This window comes from Bacillus cereus group sp. N14 (assembly GCF_016483555.1).
GTDB lineage: Bacteria > Bacillota > Bacilli > Bacillales > Bacillaceae_G > Bacillus_A > Bacillus_A wiedmannii.
Map to the genome: position 1 here is coordinate 29,801 of NZ_JAEHBQ010000018.1, position 20,445 is coordinate 50,245.

Below are 20,445 nucleotides of genomic sequence, written 5' to 3' on the forward strand. Positions count from 1 at the left end.
ATAGGGGGACTTGTGAAATGGGTATTAAGAAAAAACTTGGTATGGGTGTTGTAACTGCAGGGCTTGGTTTATCTTTAATTGGCGGGGGGACATATGCGTATTTTAGTGATAAGGAAGTATCACAAAACACGTTTGCAGCGGGTACTTTAGATTTGAGTGTTAATCCTGAAGTTGTTATTAATGTCGACAATATTAAACCAGGTGATGAAATGGAACGCGGTTTTCAATTAGTTAACAAAGGAACTTTAGCGATAGGAGACGTGAAACTTTTTACAGATTATAGTGTAATCGATGCTAAAGGAGATAATGGAAGTGCTGATTTTGGTGATCATATCCGTGTCGATTTCTTATGGAATTTGGATAAAAATGAGGTTCCAATTTGGTCTACTACATTATCTGAATTAAAGGTAGCTACGCAAAACGGAAGTATTCCTGATCTTGTACAAAAAGGTGTTGTAGACCGAGAAGGAAATGGACTTGCTCCTGGTGATGATGATACTTTCTATGTAATGTTCACATTTGTAGATAGCAATGAAGAGCAAAATGTATTTCAAGGAGATTCATTAAAATTAAATTGGACTTTCAATTCAATGCAGACAAAAGGTGAAGAGAGATAAAGATAAATGTTATATATAAGAATAAATTGATGAAGAATTGAGAAATAAAATTTTTAATAGTGTAAGGGTTGATTTAGTGAATCAACCTTTTTTGTGTTTTGAGAGAAAATTATGCTTGGATTATTTGAAAAAAATAAGCTTGAAAGTTACGTTACGTCATCTTTTATACTTAAGGAAACACGGAGTAGAGGGATGGTGTATATAATTTTGAAAAGTATGTGGGGATGGAAAGAAATTTTATATTTATTTGTGTTTGTATTTATTATTGTTCCAGTAACTGTTGAATCTCTTTTTTATGACTATGCTTTAAAAGTAATAGGGAACGCATTATATGCTGGAGTATTAATGGGATTTATAATGGCAGTGATATTTACTACTGTAGTTTATCTTTTTTGTATAAAAAGATATAAATTGTCGTGGAAAGACATTGGAATTCGGAAGCTTTCATGGAGAGATTTCCTACGGACAGTTGTAGCGCTAATTTTTTTAATTATAGTTAGTATTGCTGTATTAATGATAATGGAGAAAATGGGTATTTCTTTTGAAAATAGTAAAACGGAAACAGTTCAAAATGATAAATCAATATACGCGTTCTGTATCGCGGTAATTGGAGCAGCAGTTATATCACCAATCTATGAAGAAGTTTTATATCGAGGTGTTTTTTATACGTTTTTTCGTGATAAATATGGCATATGGGGCGGGGTGATTATAAGTTCCATAATATTTACCGTTGTTCATATTCCAACATATAACACATTACCAGTGAATTTTTTAAGTGGAGTAGTATTTGCGTGGTTATATGAGAAAACAAATTCTATTTTATCAGCTATGATTGCCCACGCATTATTCAATTTTATAGCAGTACTTCTCACATTTATGTCGAATTAAGAAGATATATAGGAGGGATACAGATGGAAATAGCAGTAGAACGAGTTTTTACGAAAGAAATTTTAGCAAGAGCAGCAAAGGCATTTCATGTAACAGTGGAAGAGAAGCCGCTTGGAGATTTTGAAAATTATATTTTTAAGGCGAAGGGTGATCGTGGTGAAGATTACGTATTACGTTTAACACACTCTTCTCATCGTTCTAAAAAAGAAGTCGAAGCTGAACTAGATTTTTTACGATATGTTGCGGAGAATGGGGCAAAGGTAGCAGGGCCTCTTTATTCAGCGTCTCAAAATCTTGTAGAAGAAATTAGAGCAGAGGATGAAACTTTCTTTTTCGCTTCTTTATTTACATATGCAAAAGGTGAGCAAGTAAAAGGGGAAGGATCGCCTTATTGGGGAGATGCTTACTTTGAAGCATGGGGTAAAGCGATTGGCCAACTGCATCGCCTAACAATGAACTATCCTAAAACAGACTATCGTGATACGTGGGAAGAAGATGAAAGTGGAATTGTTAATGAATTAGAAGATGATCAAGTGAAAAAGATTGCAGCGGTATTAATGGATGAAATAAAGGCTCTTCCAATTGAAAGAGAAACGTTCGGCCTTATGCACGGTGATATCCATCCCGGTAATTTTCATTATGATGGTAAAGAGCTAACAATCTTTGATTTTGATGATGCGGCTTATAATTACTTTATACATGATTTAGCGATGGTTCTCTATTACTCTGTTCTATTTACACCGTGGACAGCGGAAGAGAAGACAGACTTTTCTCGTAAACAGCTACAAGTGTTACGAAAAGGCTATGAGCATGAGCACAGACTGGCGGATAGTTGGTATGAATCGTTACCGTTGTTTTTACGTCTACGTGATGTTGGTTTATACGGTACACTTCAAAAGAAGTTTAAGGGGAAAGATATGCCAGATCATTTCAGAGAATTAGCTGAACAACTTCATGAAAGAATTATAAAAAAAGAAGCGATTGTGAATATATAATACATTCAGTTCAAAACAAAGTATATAAAACAATATATACTTTGTTTTTTTATACAAAAATATGTTTGTTTTATTAAAATAATATTGTTATAGATTCGGTATACACTTATAATTTTATATATATTCAGAATATTCTTTATAAAGAAGGAGGGGGAATATTGGAAGCTATCGTAAATTGGATAAATAATATTGTTTGGAGTCCAGCACTTGTTTATTTATGTTTAGGAGTAGGGTTATATTTTTCCATTCGAACGAGGTTTTTACAAGTAAGGCATGTAGGAGAAATGGTGAAGCTGACATTTCAAGGAGAAAAATCAGAGGCTGGTGTTTCTTCATTCCAAGCGTTAGCACTTTCGTTATCAGGGCGCGTTGGGACAGGGAATATAGCTGGGGTAGCAACAGCGGTTGCATTTGGTGGACCAGGAGCTGTATTTTGGATGTGGGCAGTGGCCTTTTTAGGAGCAGGATCAGCTTATGTAGAATCTACATTAGCACAAATATATAAGACGAAACATCAAGGGCAGTTTCGTGGTGGACCTGCTTATTACATTGAAAAAGGTTTAGGTGTGAAATGGTATGCATTAGTATTCGTTGCAGCGACAATTCTTGCAACGGGGCTTTTACTGCCAGGTGTGCAAGCAAATAGTATTGCTGTAAGTTTAGAAACAGCTTTTGGAATTAACACTACCGTATCAGGGGCTTTATTAGTTGTTGTATTAGCTATTATCATCTTCGGTGGGGTAAAGCGAATCGTTAACGTTGCACAAGTTGTCGTACCGTTTATGGCAGTTGGTTATATTTTAGTAGCTTGCGTTATTGTTGCTATGAATATTGAAAAGTTGCCAGAAGCATTTATGCTAATTATAAGGAGTGCTTTTGCATTAGAAGCGGCTTTCGGTGGTATTATCGGTTTAGCAATTTCTTGGGGAGTAAAACGTGGTATTTATTCCAATGAAGCAGGGCAAGGAACTGGACCACATGCAGCAGCTGCTGCGGAAGTATCACATCCAGCTAAACAAGGTTTAGTGCAAGCATTTTCCGTTTACATTGATACATTATTTGTTTGTTCAGCAACAGCATTTATGATGATTATTACAGGCATGTATAACGTATTTGATGCAAGCGGAAAAAGCTTTATCGTAAATAAATTAAATGGTGCTCAGCCAGGACCGGGATATACACAGGCAGCGGTAGAATCTGTTTTTCCTGGATTTGGAAACGGTTTCGTTGCAATCTCGTTACTATTCTTTGCATTTACAACAATTATGGCGTATTACTACATTGCAGAAACGAATATCGCGTACTTAAATCGTGATAAAGACCGTCCTTGGCTGTCTATGATACTAAAGTTTGTATTTTTAGGAGCTGTATTCTACGGCTGTATAAAAACAGCAGCAACAGCTTGGGCTTTAGGTGACATCGGTGTAGGAATTATGGCATGGGTAAATATCATTGCGATTTTATTATTACAAAAACCTGCATTAGTCGCATTAAAGGATTATGAAAAGCAGAAAAAAGAAGGAAAAGATCCGGTATTCGATCCAGGGCCATTGGGAATTAAAAATGCTGATTTCTGGGAGCATGAATACGGCAAAGATAAGAAAGAAGAAGTATCTTAATGGAATAGAAATGAAAAAGCAAAGGGAAAATCCCTTTGCTTTTTTTTATGGGAAAAATGAGGCAGGTAGTTATTTTTTTGCCTATTTTTGAATATAAAAAGAATGTACATGCTTTGTTAAGGGAAGGGGGGAGTATGTTGATAGAGTTTCGTAATGTAAATAAATATTATGGTACCTTTCAAGTTTTAAAAGATATTAATGTACAAGTGAAAAAAGGTGAAGTGGTAGTAGTTGTTGGGCCGTCCGGATCAGGAAAAAGTACGTTGCTACGGTGTATAAATCAGTTAGAGACAATTACAGATGGAGCATTAATTGTACAAGATACGGAAGTACACAATGCAAAAACAGATATGAATGAATTACGCCGAAATATTGGAATGGTCTTTCAACATTTTTATTTATATCCACATAAAACGGTTCTTCAAAATATTACACTAGCACCGATTAAAGTAAATAAAGTTTCAAAAGAGGAAGCTGAGAAAACAGCGATGTTTTATTTAGAGAAAGTAGGAATTCCGGAGAAGGCTAGTGTATACCCCCATCAATTATCCGGAGGACAACAGCAAAGGGTAGCAATTGCTAGGGGGCTCGCAATGCAGCCGGAAATTATGCTATTTGATGAGCCTACGTCTGCTCTTGATCCGGAGATGATTGGGGAAGTACTTGATGTTATGAAAACACTAGCTAAAGAAGGAATGACAATGGTCGTTGTCACGCATGAAATGGGATTTGCGCGAGAAGTGGCAGATCGGATTTTGTTTATGGATGATGGTCAAATTATTGAAGATACAACACCGACGCAATTTTTTGCAAGTCCTGAACAAGAAAGAGCTCGTCTATTTTTAAGAAGAGTGTTAAATCATTAAAGGGGGAGTTTTATGCTTAAAATGAAAAAGTTGTTTACGTTAATCGTATTTTCATGTTTATTCGTACTTGTTTTTGCTGGATGCGGAAGTAAAAAAGATGAGACGAAAGAAACGAATACGAAACAAGGCGGGGCTGTTGAGCAAATTAAAAAGCGCGGGAAACTAGTAGTTGGGGTGAAGAATGATACGAACTTATTTGGCTTGAAAAATCCTTCGACAGGACAGGTAGAAGGGTTTGATGTTGATATCGCAAAGGCGCTTGCGAAAAAAATCCTTGGAGATGAAAAGAAATTAGAATTAAAAGAAGTAACGTCTAAAACGCGTATTCCACTACTGAAAAATGGTGATATTGATGCAATTATCGCGACGATGACAATTACGGAAGAACGTAAAAAAGAGGTTGATTTCTCAGATGTATATTTTAAAGCAGGGCAATCGTTACTTGTGAAAAAAGGAAGCGATATTAAAAGTATTGATGATGTGAAAAAGGGTGTGAAAGTGTTAGCGGTAAAAGGTTCAACGTCTACAAATAATATTCGTCAAAAATCACCAGAATCGACTGTATTAGAATTTGAAAATTACAGTGAGGCATTTACAGCGTTAAAAGCAGGGAAAGGCGATGTATTAACGACAGATAATGCAATTCTTTACGGCATGGCAAAACAAGATTCGAATTATGAAGTTGTAGGGAAAATTTTCACGGATGAGCCGTACGGAATTGCGGTGCAAAAAGGTGCGGATGATTTGACGAAAGAGATTAATAGCTTACTAAAAGATATGAAAGCGAATGGGGAATACGATAAATTGTATGAAAAATGGATTGGTCAAAAACAGGAGAAGTAAGGTGATAGTTTCATTAATGGAGCTTTATTCTCATTGATAAATAGTAAGAGGATGAGGGATGCTCATCCTCTTCTTGTAAAGAAAGAGGGGAGAATATGTGCCTGATTTTTCTATATTGACGAATAACATTGATATGTATTTAGAGGGCTTTAAGTATACAGTTATGTCTAGTGTAATTGCGTTAATAGGCAGCTTTATTTTGGGAGTAATTTTGGCTGTAATGCGCATTGCGCCTATTCGTATTTTAAATTGGTTGGGAACGGCTTTTGTAGAGTTTGTAAGAAATATTCCACTCGTATTAATTGCATTTATATTTTATTTCGCTTTACCTGTAATAGGAATTACTTTAAATGGTTTTGTAGCAGGAACAGTTACGCTTACTGTGTATACTGCAGCTTTTATTGCGGAAGTCATTCGGGCAGGCATTTTATCAGTCGCGAAAGGACAAATGGAAGCAGCACGGTCTTCAGGGTTAACGTATGTACAGGCGATGTATTATGTTGTTTTACCCCAGGCGATGAAAATCGTAATCCCTCCTCTAGGAAATCAATTTCTCAATTTAGTAAAAAACTCTTCCATACTCGGAATTATCGCTGGTACCGATTTGATGTATCAAGGAGATTTAATTTCAACGAAGACATTTGTTACGTTCGACGTTTATATATTTGTCGGGATGTTTTATTTAATATTAACAATTCCGCTCAGTATGCTAGTGCGTTATTTAGAAAAACGCTTGGCAAAGGAGGCGGTGTAAATGGATTTTAAGGGAGCCATAACAGGTGATCATATTCTATTTTTATTAAAAGGATTGCTTATAACGTTAGAGGTAGCGCTCGTCGCGATTGTACTTAGTTTTATTATTGGTAGTGTAATAGGGATATTGCGCTACATGAAAATACCTGTCGTCTCACAAATATTAGGGATTATCGTTGAAGTGATTCGAAACTTACCACTACTTTTAATTATATTTTTCACGTATTTTGCACTTCCAGAAGTAGGCTTGAAATTAGAAATTATAACGGCCGTAATTGTTGCTTTAACAATATTTGAAGCAGCGATGATATCTGAAATTGTTCGAAGTGGTTTATTATCTATTGAAAAAGGACAGATTGAGGCCGCAAGATCTTCAGGATTAACGTATGTTCAAGCGTTGTGGCATATTATTTTACCACAAGCATTAAGAAGAATGGTCCCGCCGCTTGTCAGTCAGTTTATTTCATTGCTGAAAGATACATCATTAGCAGTTGTTATATCACTGCCAGAGCTTATGCATAATGCCCAAATTATTAGCGGACAGAATGTAAATTATACGATTCCAACGTTTATAGTAGTAGCTTGTATGTACTTTATCGTAAATTATAGTTTATCAATTTTATCGAGAAGATTAGAACTTCGTTGACTCTTACAATATATGTAAGGGTTTTCCTTGTTTATCCTTATTTTCCTCTAAATAGAATCTAAATCTTGCAATAATTAGATTTTTTATATTATTTTATCAGAAAAGTTTTAATTTTATATAGAAATTGTAATCGCTTTCGTGTATATTTTTATTATCAGAAAATTTTAACAAGATATAGGGGTATCGGTAGGGGGAGGATTTAGATGCAGCAATCAACGAATGAGAAATTACATCGTACGATGAAGAGTAGACATTTATTTATGATCGCACTAGGTGGTGTAATCGGGACTGGTTTTTTCTTAGGTTCAGGTTACACCATTAATCAGGCTGGACCAGGGGGAGCCATCCTTTCATATTTAGTGGGCGGATTTATTATGTATTTAACAATGCTTTGTCTTGGAGAGTTAACGGTAGCAATGCCAGTTTCAGGATCTTTCCAAAAGTATGCGACGAAGTTTATTGGACCAGGAACGGGCTTTATGATCGGCTGGCTATATTGGCTTGGCTGGGCAGTGACAGTAGGTTTAGAGTTAACGTCAATCGGTTTAATGATGAAAAGATGGTTTCCAAATGTTGATGTTTGGGTATGGTGTCTCGTATTCGGCGTTATTTTATATGCTTCAAACGCTATCTCAGCGAAGAGTTATGCTGAATTAGAGTTTTGGTTCTCTAGTATTAAAGTAGTTACAATTCTTGCGTTTGTTGTTCTTGGTGGTAGTGCATTATTAGGGTTTTTACCATACGATGGAAAAGAAGCAGCACCTCTTTTCTCTAACTTTGTAAGCGATGGCGGGTTATTCCCGAATGGACTAGCTGCCGTATTACTTACAATGATTACAGTTAACTTCTCGTTCCAAGGAACAGAGTTAATCGGGATTGCAGCGGGAGAAAGTGAAAATCCAGAAAAAACAATTCCACGTGCGATCCGTAATACAGTATGGCGCATTATGTTATTCTTCATTTTAACAATGACGATTTTAGTAGGATTAATTTCTTGGAAAGAAGCAGGGGTAATTGAAAGTCCATTTGTAGTTGTATTTGATAAAATCGGTATTCCATACGCAGCTGATATTATGAACTTCGTTATTATTACAGCGTTACTATCTGTAGCGAATTCAGGCTTATATGCGGCAACTCGTATATTATGGTCACTTGCAAATGAAGGAATGGCACCAACATCTTTCCAGAAAGTAAATAAGCGTGGTATTCCAATTACAGCGTTAGTCGTAACGATTGCGGTAGCTGGATTATCTCTATTCACAAGTTTCCTTGCAGAAGATACAGTATACATGTACTTATTATCGATAGCTGGTTTATCGGCTGTTTCAAGTTGGATCATTATTGCTTTATCGCAACTTCGCTTTAGAAGTCAGTATATAAAAGGCGGAGGAAAGTTAGAGGACTTAAAGTATAGAACACCACTATACCCGATTGTTCCAATTTTAGCTTTAATTACAAATAGCATCGTTGTTATTAGTTTAGCGTTTATTCCTGAACAAAGAATGGCGTTATACTGTGGTATTCCATTTATCATTTTCTGCTATATATATTATTATATGAGTAAGAAACGGAAGAAACCGATGAAAGTGGAGATGGAAAAAACAAATGAAACTAACAATCAAACACGATGATATAGAAGCAGATTTATCGTATGGTCAATTAGCGATTGGAAAAGAAAACGGGTATTCACCGTTACAATTACTCATTTCTTCTATCGCAGGATGTAGTGCAATTGTCTTCCGAACAATTTTAGAAAAGAAACGTATTACATACGATACGTTTACAATTGAGACTGAAATTGGTAGAAGTGAAGCTGTATCAAAACCAGTTGAAAGTGTTCATTTGCACTATAAAATCAAAGCACAAAACATTACAGAAGAGCAGTTGGACAAGGCGCTGCAACTTGCAGTGAAAAATTGTACGATTGTTCAATCTGTAAAAGATAGTATAAAGGTTACGGAAACAATTGAACTAATAAAATGAAACATAAAAACGTGAGAATACGGCTCTCACGTTTTTATGTTTTTAATAAAGGGGGAAATATGATGGAATGTTTAGGGTGTAAATTAGCCAACGAAGAAGAAATTATATATAAAATATATGAAGATGACTATGTAACATGTTTTTTAGATCATGAACCTTTCTATCCAGGACATACTTTAATTGTGCCAAAGCAACATGTTGTAGAAGTAGACGAATTAGATGATGTTGTAGCAAAATCCATTATGGATGCTTCTAAGCTGATTACAAAATCGATTAAGGCATTATATAAACCTGACGGAATTACAATTTGCCAAAATGGTGGAATCTTTAACGAGTTAACACATTACCATATGCATGTCATACCAAGATATAAAGAGCGCTCGTTTGCCGAGTTTTATACGGTACAGCTAGGAGAAAAGAAGAATTATAACTTGGAAGAGACAAAGAATTTGTTAAAAGAAGCGATAGAGCAAATGCTGCTTACTGAAAAGGCGTAAGAGAGTTGTTTTTAACGGGGCAGTCAGGAAAATTACAATAAACAAAAAGCTCAATTTCTCAGTTACAATAGAGAAATTGGGCTTTTATTTATTCTATTATTAAATTTTATCTATAAAAAGATTTTGCAGTGTCACAAAGTATAGCGCTCATTCGTTATATAGAGTGAGAGGAGGAATTATATGAAAGTTACAAACAACGATTATGAAAAGATGGAAGAGCTATATGAGTTGTACGAACAAAAAATTTATTATGTGGCTTATTCTATTTTAAATAATATTCAGCAGGCTGAAGATGCGGTTCAAGAGACGTTTATTACTCTTTATAAGAACTTGGAAAAGCTCCATAGCTTGAGCACTGAAGAGCTTAAACGCTACATTTTGAGGGTCGCGAAAAACAAGGCGATTGATAGTTATCGGAAAAATAAACGACATGAAACATTCTTAGAAGAATATGAAAGAGAATCAACAGAAGCAGTAGATGAAAATATTGAAGATTGGGAAAAACGTAAAATGTCTGAGGTTCAAATTGATACATTGCTAAAAGAGTTAAATGAATCGAACAGACAGGTGTTTAAGTACAAAGTCTTCTATAACTTAACGTATCAAGAAATTTCAAGTGTCATGGGGATAACGGAGGCCAATGTCCGTAAGCAGTTTGAACGCGCTCGAAAACGAGTTCAAAATATGATAGGAGGTATACAACATGACGAATTCAAAGAACTCCAAAGAAATATATGAACTTGCAGAAAAAATTGCTTTAGATGATTTTGATAAACTCGAAGAACAGCATGAATTTTCACATACATATATGCACAAAAAGAAATTGTTGATGGAGGAAATGAAGCTGAAAGATGGACAACCGCAGAAAAAGCGTAAAAAACATCGTATGTTAATCGCTGCTGCTTGCTTATTGATTGGCATGCCGACAACCGTTTTTGGGGCAGTGAAAGTCTATAATATGATTGTCCAAAAACAAAATTACGAAGTAAATGTTTCAGTAACAAACAATGACTCGAAAAAGAGTGACAAGTGGTATAAGTTGAAGATTGGTAAATTGCCAGAAAATATGGAAGCAATTGATGACAGTGCTATGAAATATTCATTTAAAGATAACGACGCAATGGGGGGATTTTCATTTGCTCTTTGGAGAGTAGGAGGGAATTCAGATTTTCCAACTCTGTACTCGAAAAGTTATGAAGAAAAAGAGATAAATGGTAAGAAGGCAGTAATTGTCCATAGAGAAACTGGTAATAAAGATTTAATGTTTAATAGAGTGATTTTTCTCTATTTTGAGGAAGAGGGAATTATGTTACAAAGTTATATTGGAAACGATATAAACGAAGAACAAATGATAGATGTGCTAGGGAGCATTTCACTTGAGCCCACGTCAAAAGAAAAGTCATCATATATAAGCGATTATGATAAAAAGTATTTTAGCCAAGAAGGTAAAACAACTAAGGTAATTCCTTTGAAAAAAGATAGCAAACGACTATTTCATATAGGGCAAAAGGTTTCAGTAACGATATCTATGGATAACAGCCAAATTGAATATGTGATAGAAAAAGTTGAAGTTTTTGATTCGATTAAAGATTTTAAACAAGAGAACTTTAATGAAATGGGCTTAGGAATACTAAGCAGGAATCAGGCTTTGGATCAAGCTGGTCAATTGATACCATATAGAAGGGATAAATATAAAATTGGAAATGGTAAAGATTCAATTGATCAATTAGTAGAGTCAAAATTAGTTCATCCTAAATTTGTTTATCTAACAACAACAGTGAAAAATATAGATAAGCAGGCGACAGAAGAAATTTATATGCATCCATCTATAAAACTGCTTAAATCTGAAGGTAATGCATGGAACTACGCTAAAGAAGATGGAATTGCTGAGAAAAATATTATGACGGGCGAAGTTGATTATTTAGAACCTCACGGAGACGGGAAAAGCTTTTACAATATTGGCAGTATCCGACCAGGACAAACGGTGAAGGTTAATTTAGGTTATTTTGTAGATGAGGATAAACTAGATTCAATCTTTTTGGATGCTTTCAAATACAGAGGGACTGGTGACACTGAAAATATGAATGCGAAACATCGTTGGTGGTTTGATATTCGTCAATAGTAAAAACAATAGGAAAAACTGAACCAAAAAGCTGCTTATGTTTAGCAGCTTTTTTCGTCTCCATACATATGTAAAACTTCTTTCGCACGTATACGTAAACCATCTATTAATTCTTTCGGTTCTAACACTTGTGCATCTTTTCCAAGTCTATAAAATAAAGGTGTAATAAAATTGATTTCTCCTTTATCAATTGGTGAATGTATATATCCTGTTCCGTCTGCGTTTACTACCACGAATTCTTCAAGGTAAGGAACGCTTTTACATTGGCGCACGCCTTCTGCTGTTAATGAGACATGTAACTGGGTAGGAATGTGCACTACGTTAGAGCTAGAGTCAAACCATTCTTCTAAATTCATGAACGTACTTTCATTTTCTTCCATCGATAATATGGAGAGAATACGATCGACGCGATACAGTAATATTTTTTTTCTACTAAAGTCGTAGGATGGTAAGTACCATAACCCGTCATGAGCATATACACCGATAGGATGAACATGTTTTGTTTTTATCCCCGATTTAGATTCGTATTGAAAGTGTAAATTTTTATTTTCAATAGCCGCGGTTAACACTTCGTTTAAAAGTGGTGTATCAATTGTTCTCTTCGGATTCCAAAAGGCGATATAAGAATGTATTTTATCAACTTTCGCTTTCGCATCATGTTGTAGGGAGCTATACAGTTTATGTGTAACGGAATTGATCTCTGTGTTAAAAGGTAAGTCTCGATAGTAACTTAAAGATTGAAAAGCAAAAAAGATGGAGACTGCTTCTTCTTCCGTAAATAAGATAGGTGGAATGATTCTATTCGTTAATACTTTATAGCCTCCGTTACGACCTTGTTCTGCGTAAATGGGTAATCCCATATCACTTAAATCTAAAATGTATCTATGGACAGTACGAAAGGAGATATTAAATTCATCAGCTATTTCTTGAGCTGTAAATGTCCTTTTGGCAGAAGCAAATATAAGAATATCTAATAAGCGTTTAGCTTTTGACAAATGTATCACCTTTTTCTTTTTAACATGACATAAAGTGTCATGTTTTATTGTTAGTATATTGTTTACATCATATGTTATCAAGATGAGATATAAGGAGGAAAAAATATGTCACGTGAAATAGTTTTATTTATTGCGGCGAGCTTAGATGGATATATTGCGAAAGAAAATGATGATTTAGAGTGGTTAATGGAAACGGAAGGAGAGGGAGATAACGGTTATACAGAAATGTACGAAACGATTGATACAATAATTATGGGAAAGAAAACATACGATTATGTAGTAGAGCATACGGAAACATTCCCGTACTTAGATAAAGCATGTTATGTTTTTTCTCGTTCAGAAAAAGGTTCAGACGGAAACGTGGAGTTTGTAAATGAAGATGTAGTGGAGTTTACAAAAAGGTTAAAAGCACAAGAAGGATCTAAAATATGGATGGTCGGTGGAGGAGAGCTACTGAGAGAATTCTTTAAGAATAATCTAATTGATGAATATATCGTTACGATTACACCGCATATATTAGGTTCTGGAGTTCCGTTGTTTCAAGACAAGAACCCGGAAATTAATTTAACTTTAACGGATACGAAACGTTTTGGGCAATTTGTAAATTTATATTATGAGGTAAAGTGAATAACCTACCAATGAATAGACCAAATCACATCTGATTTGGTCTATTCTTATTCCTAGTTATATCAATATTTATCTGTCTTTAACATATCAATTAACATAAGGGATAACATATTAATTTCGATAATTCAAAAGGGAAATTGTAATTTTATGTTGAAATGAATATGGAAATTATGAAGAAATGTACTTAGATTACTGAGGTGGTTGTCTTGAATAAAGGGAGTGAGGAATTGGATGAAAAGAAACTATTAAAATTAGTTTTAGAAATTCAAGAGCTACAAGATTTTGGAGAAGATTTTGAACATAAACTGACTGTATTTGAAAAGAGTGTTCCTTATCCACGTGCAAAAGAATTATTTTTTGCTGACTACGGTGCAGAATACATTGTAAAAAGAGCTATTAATCATAAAAATATAAAGTTAGGAGAGTTAAATAGAGAAGAGTTAGTTACCTTGGTTCAAAAACTTATGGATACAGAAGGAGAAGAATGGGAGCTGGCAATTTGGTTGGACATGGTTAAATCGTCTGTTATTGACCCTAAAATAAGTGATTATATTTTCTGGAGTGATGAAGAATTAACTGCCAGAGAAATTATAGATAAAGCATTGGCTTATAAACCATTACAAATATAAAGTGTGTTACTTTAAGTAGAATTAAAGATTCTTTTTAGAATAAAGAGTGTGAAATGAATATGTTTAGAAATTTATTTAAGTTTTGTCTTTAATTTGATTTAAGCTAAAGGAGAATTTAGTTCAATAAGAAAATAAAAGACGCCTAGAGTTTTTGAACTCTGGGCGTTTTCATATGCTAATTATGATGTGATTTTGTAAATCAAAACTGAACTTGTTAATTGATGATAGTTGTATTTCTATATAGATGGCAATGAAATGATAAAGCAAGACCCATGATCGACTTCGCTCGTTACAGTAATATTCCCGCCGTGTAGTTCTACAATTTCTTTCACGATAGATAGCCCTAAACCAGTTCCGCCTGTAGCTCGTGATCTTGCTTTATCAACTCGATAAAAACGGTCGAAAATGTGAGGGAGGTCTTCAGGCGGAATACCTTCGCCTTCATCTTCAATTGTAATGGAGATACTTTTATGTTCTTCTGTAACAGAAATGTTTATATGAGAATGTTCTTTTGAATGTCTATAAGCGTTATTTAAAATGTTTATTATAACTTGTTCAAATCGCTGTTCATCTAAGTTTACTAGCAGTGAAGGAGGACAAGAGAAAGAGACTTTAATGTATCTTTCTTTATATATGGTATTTACTTTTTCGGCTATGCGAGTAAGGAAGGTGTGTAAGTGTACTTCCTTTACTTGAATAGAAAAGTTATGTTGTTCCATTTGTGCAAGTGAAAATAAATCTTGAACTAAGTTCGTAATATAATCAGACTCATCTTTTATAATAGATAAATATCGCAAACGTTGCTCAGGAGATGTGGTTTCTTTTAAAGCAATGTCAGCGTAACCTCTTACGTATGTTAACGGTGTTCGTAATTCATGAGCAACACTTGCTAGAAATTCACTTCGCTCTGTTTTCATATAATGTAAATCATTAGCGAGCGTTTGAATGGATGAGGTTAGTTCACCAATTTCATCATTTCGAGTAGTCGTTAATGAAACAGATAAATCGCCTTTACTCATTTTTTCAGTGGCATGTTTCATGTGTAACAATGGTTTTGTTAACAACCGTGATAATAGAAAGATGGTGATGGCTGTTAATAGAAACGTAATGACTCCGGCAATAATGAATTGTCTTGTTAGCCCGTTAACCATTTCCTCAATCGATTCTGTTCCGAGAAACATATATACGTAGCCTTCTGTTTTTCCTGCTACTATAATGGGGCTAACTGTACATATATAATTAGATGTTTTCCAATGATTTTCTATAATTGCTCCGTCATGATCTGTCCGTGTTTGCATTTTTTCAATATGCTTTTTTATAGTAGTATTTATTTCGTTGGATTTAGCCAGTACTTCTTTATTTGCATTTGTAATAACGACAGTGGTTTCGGCTTCGGATTCCATTAGTGCAACATGGGAGATTGTTTGCTTATCAAAATACTTTTCAAGGACATCTCGGTGACTATTTCCGCGCTTTAATAAAGCTGTCATTTCTTCGTTTACTCTATTGTTGACAAGGCTATAATAAAGCAAGACAAATAGAACACTTTCGATTAAAAGTGTAACAATTAAAAAATAAAATCCGAGTTGAATAGATATTCGCTTCATCGTTTTGCTCCTTAATCTACAGTATCAACCCATCGATAGCCGACTCCGTAAACAGTTTTCAAATGGTGATCAATAGGGAAATTTAATTTTCGTAATTTATCACGCAAATTACGAATATGTGAATCGACTGTTCTATCTTCTGTATTTGTATTTAATCCCCAAATTCGTTCAATGAGCTGATCGCGGCTTAACACGTAGTTCACATGACGTAAAAATAACCCGAGTAAGGAAAATTCGATTGGAGTGAGAAGAAGTTCTTCATTATAGACAGAAACGAAATGCTTTGCCTCATCCCATAAAATGCCGTGATATTGGATTTGCGCGTGTTGATTCGTTCGCCTTAAAACAGCTTCAATTCTTGCGAAAAGCTCTTCTTCATGGAAAGGTTTCGTTACATAATCATCCGCTCCAAGTTTTAACCCTTGGATGACATCTACCGTTTGATCACGGGCCGTTACCATAATGATAGGAACGTTACTAAAGGATCGAATTCTTTTGCACGTTTCCCACCCATCCATCTTTGGCATCATAATATCGAGTAAAACAAATTTGAAGTTTCGATTTTCTATATGTGAAATAGCTTCTTCCCCAGATACTGCACATACGCAATTGTATCCGATTGGAGTAAGATAAAGCGTTAATAATTCAAGCATTCTCGGCTCATCATCTACGAGTAGTATATCGACCATAGAGTACCTCCGCATTTGTAGTTATTACTTAAATTGTAAGTCAAAATCATGAAGAAATGGTGCAGATTATCATGCATCTGCATAATTTCTTCAGAATTGCTTGTTATTGTAAAGTTGAAATTCCATTTTAGGTAATCATATTGGCTCGAAAACGATTCAAATGGAGGCGGTATAGTGAAACAGATGACCCGAATTTTTGGGATAACAATAATTGCGGCGGTTGGTCTTGCGGCGTGTGGACAAACGAATACAGATCATAAAAATCATGAATCTACAAAAGAGAAGAAAACAGAGCAAAAGGAAATGAAAATGAATCAGGAGGTAACTGCGCCTAAAGAAATGAACGAAGGTGCATCGAATGATTTATTAACGACAAGCTTAAAAAATGTAACGAGATTAAACACAAACGATCCTCTGCAAATGGCAGTATTAACTTCGCAAACGATATGGCCAGCAACGCATAAAGAGAATCAGCCAGGCGCTATTATTTTAGTACCAGTAAACGAGTGGCAATTAGGTATTGCGAGTGCGGATCTTATTCACCATCCGAATAACGGGCCGATTTTATTTATAGAAAAAGAAAAGGTACCCGAAGTGACGTTAAAAGAAATAAAACGATTAAATCCGCTCGGAACGAAAGATGGAACACAAATTATGGTGATGGGGGATATAGGTGAATCTACCCTTGAGCAATTAAAAGAATATAAAGTAAAGCAAATAAAAGAAACGGATCCAGCTACATTTGCTAAAGAAGTGGATAAAGAATATGCCGATATAACAGGAAGCTACCCGAATAGTGTTATTATCGGTTCGTCTGAAGAAGAAGGACGTTTATATACAACACCAGCTGTAAATTGGATTTCTCACATGCCAGAACCGCTTTTATATACTGAAAAAAATAAAGTGCCAGAAGCGACAATAGAGGCATTAAAGATGAGAAAAGATAAAGCGAATATATATGTATTAGGACCAGAAAAAATTGTTTCAAAAGCAGTAGAAAAAGAGTTAAGTAAATACGGAAAAGTAACGCGTATTAGTGGAGAGACTCCAACAGAAAATTCGGTTGCATTTGCGAAGTTTAAAGATGAAAAAACGAAATTTGGCTGGGGGTTTACAAAACCAGGTCACGGTTTATCATTTGTTTCAAGCAAAACACCAGACTTAGCAGTTGCAGGGGCACCATTTTCACATATGGGTAAACACGCACCTGTTGTATTGTTAGAAGAAGGGAAAGCTTCACAACCAGTGTATGAATTCCTTGCTAGTATTCAGCCGAAGTTTAAAGATGACCCAACGCTTGGGCCGTATAACCACGGCTTCTTATTAGGAAGTACGAGTGATATTTCATTTGAAACACAAGGTATACTGGATGAGAGGTTAGAGATTGTGCAAGAAAGCGGTCAAGGTCACGGTGGACATTAATAAAATGAGAGAAGACGCTATGAAGGTAGCGTCTTTTCTTTAGGAAACTTTTACATAGCAAAAATATCTCTACTCGTTATATAATATCCTTCGTGCAGTCGGCTTAGATTTTCTTATGGAGAAAATCAAATGATAAAGTGAAACTTTAATCAGTGGGGGGGTGTTCATCCCCCACTGATTATTAGTTGAACCAATCGGGCTTTTATGGGCAGTTGATCCCCACCCAACTTCTTTGCTTCCGCTGAATTTTGAGGTGGGGGTCTTACTGCCCGTTAATGCGGGATAAAAGAGTAGAGGAGTGGTATTTTGTTTCAAACGATAAAAAATGACTGGTTCTCCAACGTGAAAGGGGATGTGCTATCAGGAATTGTCGTTGCTTTAGCGTTAATTCCTGAAGCGATCGCTTTCTCTGTTATTGCAGGCGTGGATCCGGCCGTTGGACTATACGCAGCCTTTTGTATTGCAGTTACCATTTCATTTGTTGGCGGAAGAACTGGGATGATTTCAGCTGCAACAGGTGCAATGGCATTATTAATGGTGACGCTCGTGAAAGATCACGGTTTGCAGTATTTATTTGCTACAACAATATTAACCGGTATTGTCCAAATTATTTTTGGCGTGTTCAAACTGAGCTCATTTATGAAGTTTGTACCTAAATCTGTTATGAGTGGGTTTTTAAATTCACTTGGAATTTTAGTTTTTACAGCGCAATTGCCACATTTTAAAAATGCAACTTGGCAAATGTATGCACTTGTCGCATTAGGACTTGCAATTATATATGTATTTCCACGTATTACGACGGCTGTACCGTCTACACTTATTTCTATTATTATTGTGACAAGTATTGCACTTATGAGCGGATTACAGTTAAAAACAGTCGGGGATATGGGAAGTTTACCGAAAGAATTACCGTTCTTTAGCATGCCTGACGTGCCTTTTACACTTGAGACATTAGGGATCATTTTACCGTACGCAGTTATGCTTGCAATTATCGGTTTACTAGAGTCATTATTAACAGCTTCAGTTTTGGATGATATGACGCATACAGAAAGTAATAAACATAAAGAAGCACGTGGACAAGGTCTTGCAAATATTGTCGCTGGTTTCTTCGGAGGAATGGCAGGCTGTGCAATGATTGGACAATCTGTTATTAATATTAAATCAGGTGGACGCGGTCGTTTATCGACATTTGTAGCAGGCGGGTTTTTAATCGTATTACTATTCGTTTTAGGTGATTATGTCGTTCATATTCCGATGGCAGCTTTAGTTGCAGTTATGATTATGGTTTCAATTGGAACATTTGATTGGAACTCTGTAACAACGATTCATAAAGTACCAAAAGGAAACGCATTTGTTATGATCGTAACAGTTGTGATTGTCTTAATTACACATAATTTAGCATTAGGTGTAATTATCGGAACAGTAATTAGTGCGGTTTTATTTGCATTCAATATGGCAAAGATTCACGTGAAACATTTATATATTGAAAATAAGAAAATATACGAAATTCATGGTCAACTTTTCTTTGCATCTACAGCAGACTTTATAAATAATTTTACATTTGAGGAAGATGTAAAAGAAATTGAGTTGAATTTTACTCACGCACACGTATGGGATGATTCAGCGGTAGCAGCAATTGATAAAGTTATCATGAAGTATGAACAAAGTGGTGTGAAAGTAAGTATAACGGGATTAAATGAACGAAGCTCGAAGATTATTTCAAATTTAGCTACTTATAATAAAAGAATTGCTAGTTAGAAGCCTCCTTTTTAGGGGGCTTTATTATATAATACGGGTAGGATAACGAAAAGGGGATTCAGCATATGTACAAACAAATTATATTAGCATGTGACGGTTCTGAACATGCACTTCGAGCAGCGGAACATGCAACATATATTGCGAAATGTAGCAAAGAAACAAATGTTGAAGTTGTGTACGTAGTAGATAATAGAACGGCAAAATCAGATATTATACAAGGTCAAACAGATCTAGAAACAATATCGGCTAGTCGAAAAGATAAATTAAAAGAGATTGAAGTTTTATTAAAGAAAGAGAACATTTCTTATAAAATTACGATATTACATGGCGATCCAGGAGATACGATTGTGCAATATGTAAATACAGGAGATATAGATCTCGTTATTGCTGGGAGTAGAGGACTAAATACACTGCAAGAGATGGTGCTTGGTAGTGTCAGTCATAAAATAGCAAAGCGTGTGAAATGTCCGGTGATGATTATTAAATAAATTGAGTGAGATATTTTGTAGTGTAAGCAAGACCTTGATATAATGCGAGGTCTTTTTTTGCGTATAAAGTGAGAGGGCGTGGACATACTAGATATATAAGTTTAAAGAGAATTTGTTAACTTACAAATTTGTAAGTTTGTTGTCAGAAAAATCGATGTTAAGAAATTTTTCCCATTGGTAAAATAAGAGTATCAAAGGGGAGATTGGGAGGATGGAAGTAATGAAATCATTGCAAAATTTATCGTATAGTCAAGGGGTAAGTTTAATTTGTTTAGGAGGATTTGCGGCATCTGTTACGTTAGCTGTTGTAATAAAGATGATTCATCAAATCTTTTAATCTTAGAGTAGGGAAGGAATTGATTGTTATTAATAGCAAGAGAAGGGTTATAAATAAAAAATAG

22 protein-coding genes are annotated in these 20,445 nt (G+C 35.2%); 19 read left to right on the plus strand and 3 right to left on the minus strand.

The features are described 5' to 3' along the window. Window positions 1–17 precede the first annotated feature (17 nt). The 13 genes from JDS82_RS21675 to JDS82_RS21735 all read left to right on the plus strand — a co-directional run bounded on the left by JDS82_RS21675 (window position 18) and on the right by JDS82_RS21735 (window position 11,829). On the plus strand, window positions 18–617 hold the full coding sequence (locus JDS82_RS21675; protein ID WP_000511544.1) for a TasA family protein: 600 nt from the start codon (window positions 18–20) through the stop codon (window positions 615–617). 201 nt (window positions 618–818) lie between these two features. Continuing rightward, window positions 819–1,505 carry a CPBP family glutamic-type intramembrane protease gene (locus JDS82_RS21680; RefSeq protein ID WP_199713957.1) on the plus strand — a complete coding sequence of 229 codons (687 nt, stop codon included), beginning with the start codon at window positions 819–821 and terminating at the stop codon, window positions 1,503–1,505. A gap of 23 nt (window positions 1,506–1,528) precedes the next feature. Then, on the plus strand, window positions 1,529–2,500 hold the full coding sequence (locus JDS82_RS21685; protein WP_199713931.1) for a phosphotransferase enzyme family protein: 972 nt from the start codon (window positions 1,529–1,531) through the stop codon (window positions 2,498–2,500). Between the two features lie 158 nt (window positions 2,501–2,658). Further along, the gene (locus tag JDS82_RS21690; RefSeq protein WP_000387483.1) at window positions 2,659–4,119 is read left to right on the plus strand and encodes an alanine/glycine:cation symporter family protein; all 1,461 of its coding nucleotides are present in this window, start codon (window positions 2,659–2,661) and stop codon (window positions 4,117–4,119) included. Window positions 4,120–4,166: 47 nt separating this feature from the next. Then, the gene (locus tag JDS82_RS21695; protein ID WP_346011120.1) at window positions 4,167–4,985 is read left to right on the plus strand and encodes an amino acid ABC transporter ATP-binding protein; all 819 of its coding nucleotides are present in this window, start codon (window positions 4,167–4,169) and stop codon (window positions 4,983–4,985) included. Window positions 4,986–4,997: 12 nt separating this feature from the next. Next, window positions 4,998–5,828 (plus strand): glutamine ABC transporter substrate-binding protein GlnH, encoded by an 831-nt coding sequence (glnH, locus tag JDS82_RS21700; RefSeq protein ID WP_199713932.1) that lies wholly within the window; start codon window positions 4,998–5,000, stop codon window positions 5,826–5,828. 97 nt (window positions 5,829–5,925) lie between these two features. Beyond that, window positions 5,926–6,582: an amino acid ABC transporter permease gene (locus tag JDS82_RS21705; protein WP_001112679.1), complete on the plus strand. Its 657-nt coding sequence runs from the start codon at window positions 5,926–5,928 to the stop codon at window positions 6,580–6,582. Further along, window positions 6,583–7,227: an amino acid ABC transporter permease gene (locus tag JDS82_RS21710; protein WP_199713933.1), complete on the plus strand. Its 645-nt coding sequence runs from the start codon at window positions 6,583–6,585 to the stop codon at window positions 7,225–7,227. Window positions 7,228–7,430: 203 nt separating this feature from the next. After that, window positions 7,431–8,858, plus strand: coding sequence for an amino acid permease (locus tag JDS82_RS21715; RefSeq protein ID WP_199713934.1), 1,428 nt, complete (start codon window positions 7,431–7,433; stop codon window positions 8,856–8,858). Next, complete coding sequence (locus JDS82_RS21720) at window positions 8,833–9,210, plus strand: OsmC family protein (protein WP_000778833.1); 378 nt, start codon at window positions 8,833–8,835, stop codon at window positions 9,208–9,210. The genes JDS82_RS21715 and JDS82_RS21720 overlap by 26 nt, the downstream gene beginning before the upstream one ends. A gap of 62 nt (window positions 9,211–9,272) precedes the next feature. Beyond that, window positions 9,273–9,707 (plus strand): HIT family protein, encoded by a 435-nt coding sequence (locus JDS82_RS21725; protein ID WP_000388966.1) that lies wholly within the window; start codon window positions 9,273–9,275, stop codon window positions 9,705–9,707. Window positions 9,708–9,887: 180 nt separating this feature from the next. Next, entirely contained in the window at window positions 9,888–10,445 is a 558-nt protein-coding gene (locus JDS82_RS21730) for an RNA polymerase sigma factor (RefSeq protein WP_000869278.1), read from the plus strand. After that, window positions 10,411–11,829 (plus strand): anti-sigma factor, encoded by a 1,419-nt coding sequence (locus JDS82_RS21735; RefSeq protein WP_199713935.1) that lies wholly within the window; start codon window positions 10,411–10,413, stop codon window positions 11,827–11,829. The genes JDS82_RS21730 and JDS82_RS21735 overlap by 35 nt, the downstream gene beginning before the upstream one ends. 41 nt (window positions 11,830–11,870) lie before the next feature. Here JDS82_RS21735 and JDS82_RS21740 read toward each other — a convergent pair whose 3' ends face one another. Next, the gene (locus JDS82_RS21740; RefSeq protein ID WP_242474923.1) at window positions 11,871–12,824 is read right to left on the minus strand and encodes a helix-turn-helix transcriptional regulator; all 954 of its coding nucleotides are present in this window, start codon (window positions 12,822–12,824) and stop codon (window positions 11,871–11,873) included. 105 nt (window positions 12,825–12,929) lie between these two features. On the opposite strand from JDS82_RS21740, the gene JDS82_RS21745 reads away from it, so the two are divergent. After that, window positions 12,930–13,451 (plus strand): dihydrofolate reductase family protein, encoded by a 522-nt coding sequence (locus JDS82_RS21745; RefSeq protein WP_048567099.1) that lies wholly within the window; start codon window positions 12,930–12,932, stop codon window positions 13,449–13,451. Window positions 13,452–13,657: 206 nt separating this feature from the next. Further along, the gene (locus tag JDS82_RS21750; protein ID WP_001032608.1) at window positions 13,658–14,080 is read left to right on the plus strand and encodes a hypothetical protein; all 423 of its coding nucleotides are present in this window, start codon (window positions 13,658–13,660) and stop codon (window positions 14,078–14,080) included. Window positions 14,081–14,316: 236 nt separating this feature from the next. Here the strand turns inward: JDS82_RS21750 and JDS82_RS21755 are convergent, their stop codons facing one another. Beyond that, entirely contained in the window at window positions 14,317–15,687 is a 1,371-nt protein-coding gene (locus JDS82_RS21755) for a sensor histidine kinase (protein ID WP_061673495.1), read from the minus strand. Between the two features lie 11 nt (window positions 15,688–15,698). Then, window positions 15,699–16,376 carry a response regulator transcription factor gene (locus tag JDS82_RS21760; protein ID WP_000227656.1) on the minus strand — a complete coding sequence of 226 codons (678 nt, stop codon included), beginning with the start codon at window positions 16,374–16,376 and terminating at the stop codon, window positions 15,699–15,701. Window positions 16,377–16,550: 174 nt separating this feature from the next. Here JDS82_RS21760 and JDS82_RS21765 point away from each other — a divergent pair, with 174 nt between their 5' ends. From JDS82_RS21765 to JDS82_RS21780, 4 genes are all read left to right on the plus strand, one after another. Then, window positions 16,551–17,798: a cell wall-binding repeat-containing protein gene (locus JDS82_RS21765; protein ID WP_199713936.1), complete on the plus strand. Its 1,248-nt coding sequence runs from the start codon at window positions 16,551–16,553 to the stop codon at window positions 17,796–17,798. A 306-nt stretch (window positions 17,799–18,104) separates the two neighbouring features. After that, the gene (locus JDS82_RS21770) at window positions 18,105–19,556 is read left to right on the plus strand and encodes a SulP family inorganic anion transporter (RefSeq protein WP_199713937.1); all 1,452 of its coding nucleotides are present in this window, start codon (window positions 18,105–18,107) and stop codon (window positions 19,554–19,556) included. A gap of 65 nt (window positions 19,557–19,621) precedes the next feature. Then, window positions 19,622–20,044 carry a universal stress protein gene (locus JDS82_RS21775; protein ID WP_199713938.1) on the plus strand — a complete coding sequence of 141 codons (423 nt, stop codon included), beginning with the start codon at window positions 19,622–19,624 and terminating at the stop codon, window positions 20,042–20,044. Window positions 20,045–20,255: 211 nt separating this feature from the next. Further along, window positions 20,256–20,381, plus strand: coding sequence for a DUF4027 family protein (locus JDS82_RS21780; RefSeq protein WP_000453510.1), 126 nt, complete (start codon window positions 20,256–20,258; stop codon window positions 20,379–20,381). Window positions 20,382–20,445 lie beyond the last annotated feature (64 nt).

Excerpts from the sequence above, each read along its gene's own strand:
- JDS82_RS21675 (WP_000511544.1), top strand. The coding sequence starts at position 18 with ATGGGTATTAAGAAAAAACTTGGTATGGGTGTTGTAACTGCAGGGCTT.
- JDS82_RS21685 (WP_199713931.1), top strand. The coding sequence starts at position 1,529 with ATGGAAATAGCAGTAGAACGAGTTTTTACGAAAGAAATTTTAGCAAGA.
- JDS82_RS21695 (WP_346011120.1), top strand. The coding sequence starts at position 4,167 with ATGGGAAAAATGAGGCAGGTAGTTATTTTTTTGCCTATTTTTGAATAT.
- glnH (WP_199713932.1), top strand. The coding sequence starts at position 4,998 with ATGCTTAAAATGAAAAAGTTGTTTACGTTAATCGTATTTTCATGTTTA.
- JDS82_RS21710 (WP_199713933.1), top strand. The coding sequence starts at position 6,583 with ATGGATTTTAAGGGAGCCATAACAGGTGATCATATTCTATTTTTATTA.
- JDS82_RS21715 (WP_199713934.1), top strand. The coding sequence starts at position 7,431 with ATGCAGCAATCAACGAATGAGAAATTACATCGTACGATGAAGAGTAGA.
- JDS82_RS21720 (WP_000778833.1), top strand. The coding sequence starts at position 8,833 with ATGAAACTAACAATCAAACACGATGATATAGAAGCAGATTTATCGTAT.
- JDS82_RS21725 (WP_000388966.1), top strand. The coding sequence starts at position 9,273 with ATGGAATGTTTAGGGTGTAAATTAGCCAACGAAGAAGAAATTATATAT.
- JDS82_RS21730 (WP_000869278.1), top strand. The coding sequence starts at position 9,888 with ATGAAAGTTACAAACAACGATTATGAAAAGATGGAAGAGCTATATGAG.
- JDS82_RS21735 (WP_199713935.1), top strand. The coding sequence starts at position 10,411 with ATGACGAATTCAAAGAACTCCAAAGAAATATATGAACTTGCAGAAAAA.
- JDS82_RS21745 (WP_048567099.1), top strand. The coding sequence starts at position 12,930 with ATGTCACGTGAAATAGTTTTATTTATTGCGGCGAGCTTAGATGGATAT.
- JDS82_RS21755 (WP_061673495.1), bottom strand. The coding sequence starts at position 15,687 with ATGAAGCGAATATCTATTCAACTCGGATTTTATTTTTTAATTGTTACA.
- JDS82_RS21760 (WP_000227656.1), bottom strand. The coding sequence starts at position 16,376 with ATGGTCGATATACTACTCGTAGATGATGAGCCGAGAATGCTTGAATTA.
- JDS82_RS21775 (WP_199713938.1), top strand. The coding sequence starts at position 19,622 with ATGTACAAACAAATTATATTAGCATGTGACGGTTCTGAACATGCACTT.
- JDS82_RS21780 (WP_000453510.1), top strand. The coding sequence starts at position 20,256 with ATGGAAGTAATGAAATCATTGCAAAATTTATCGTATAGTCAAGGGGTA.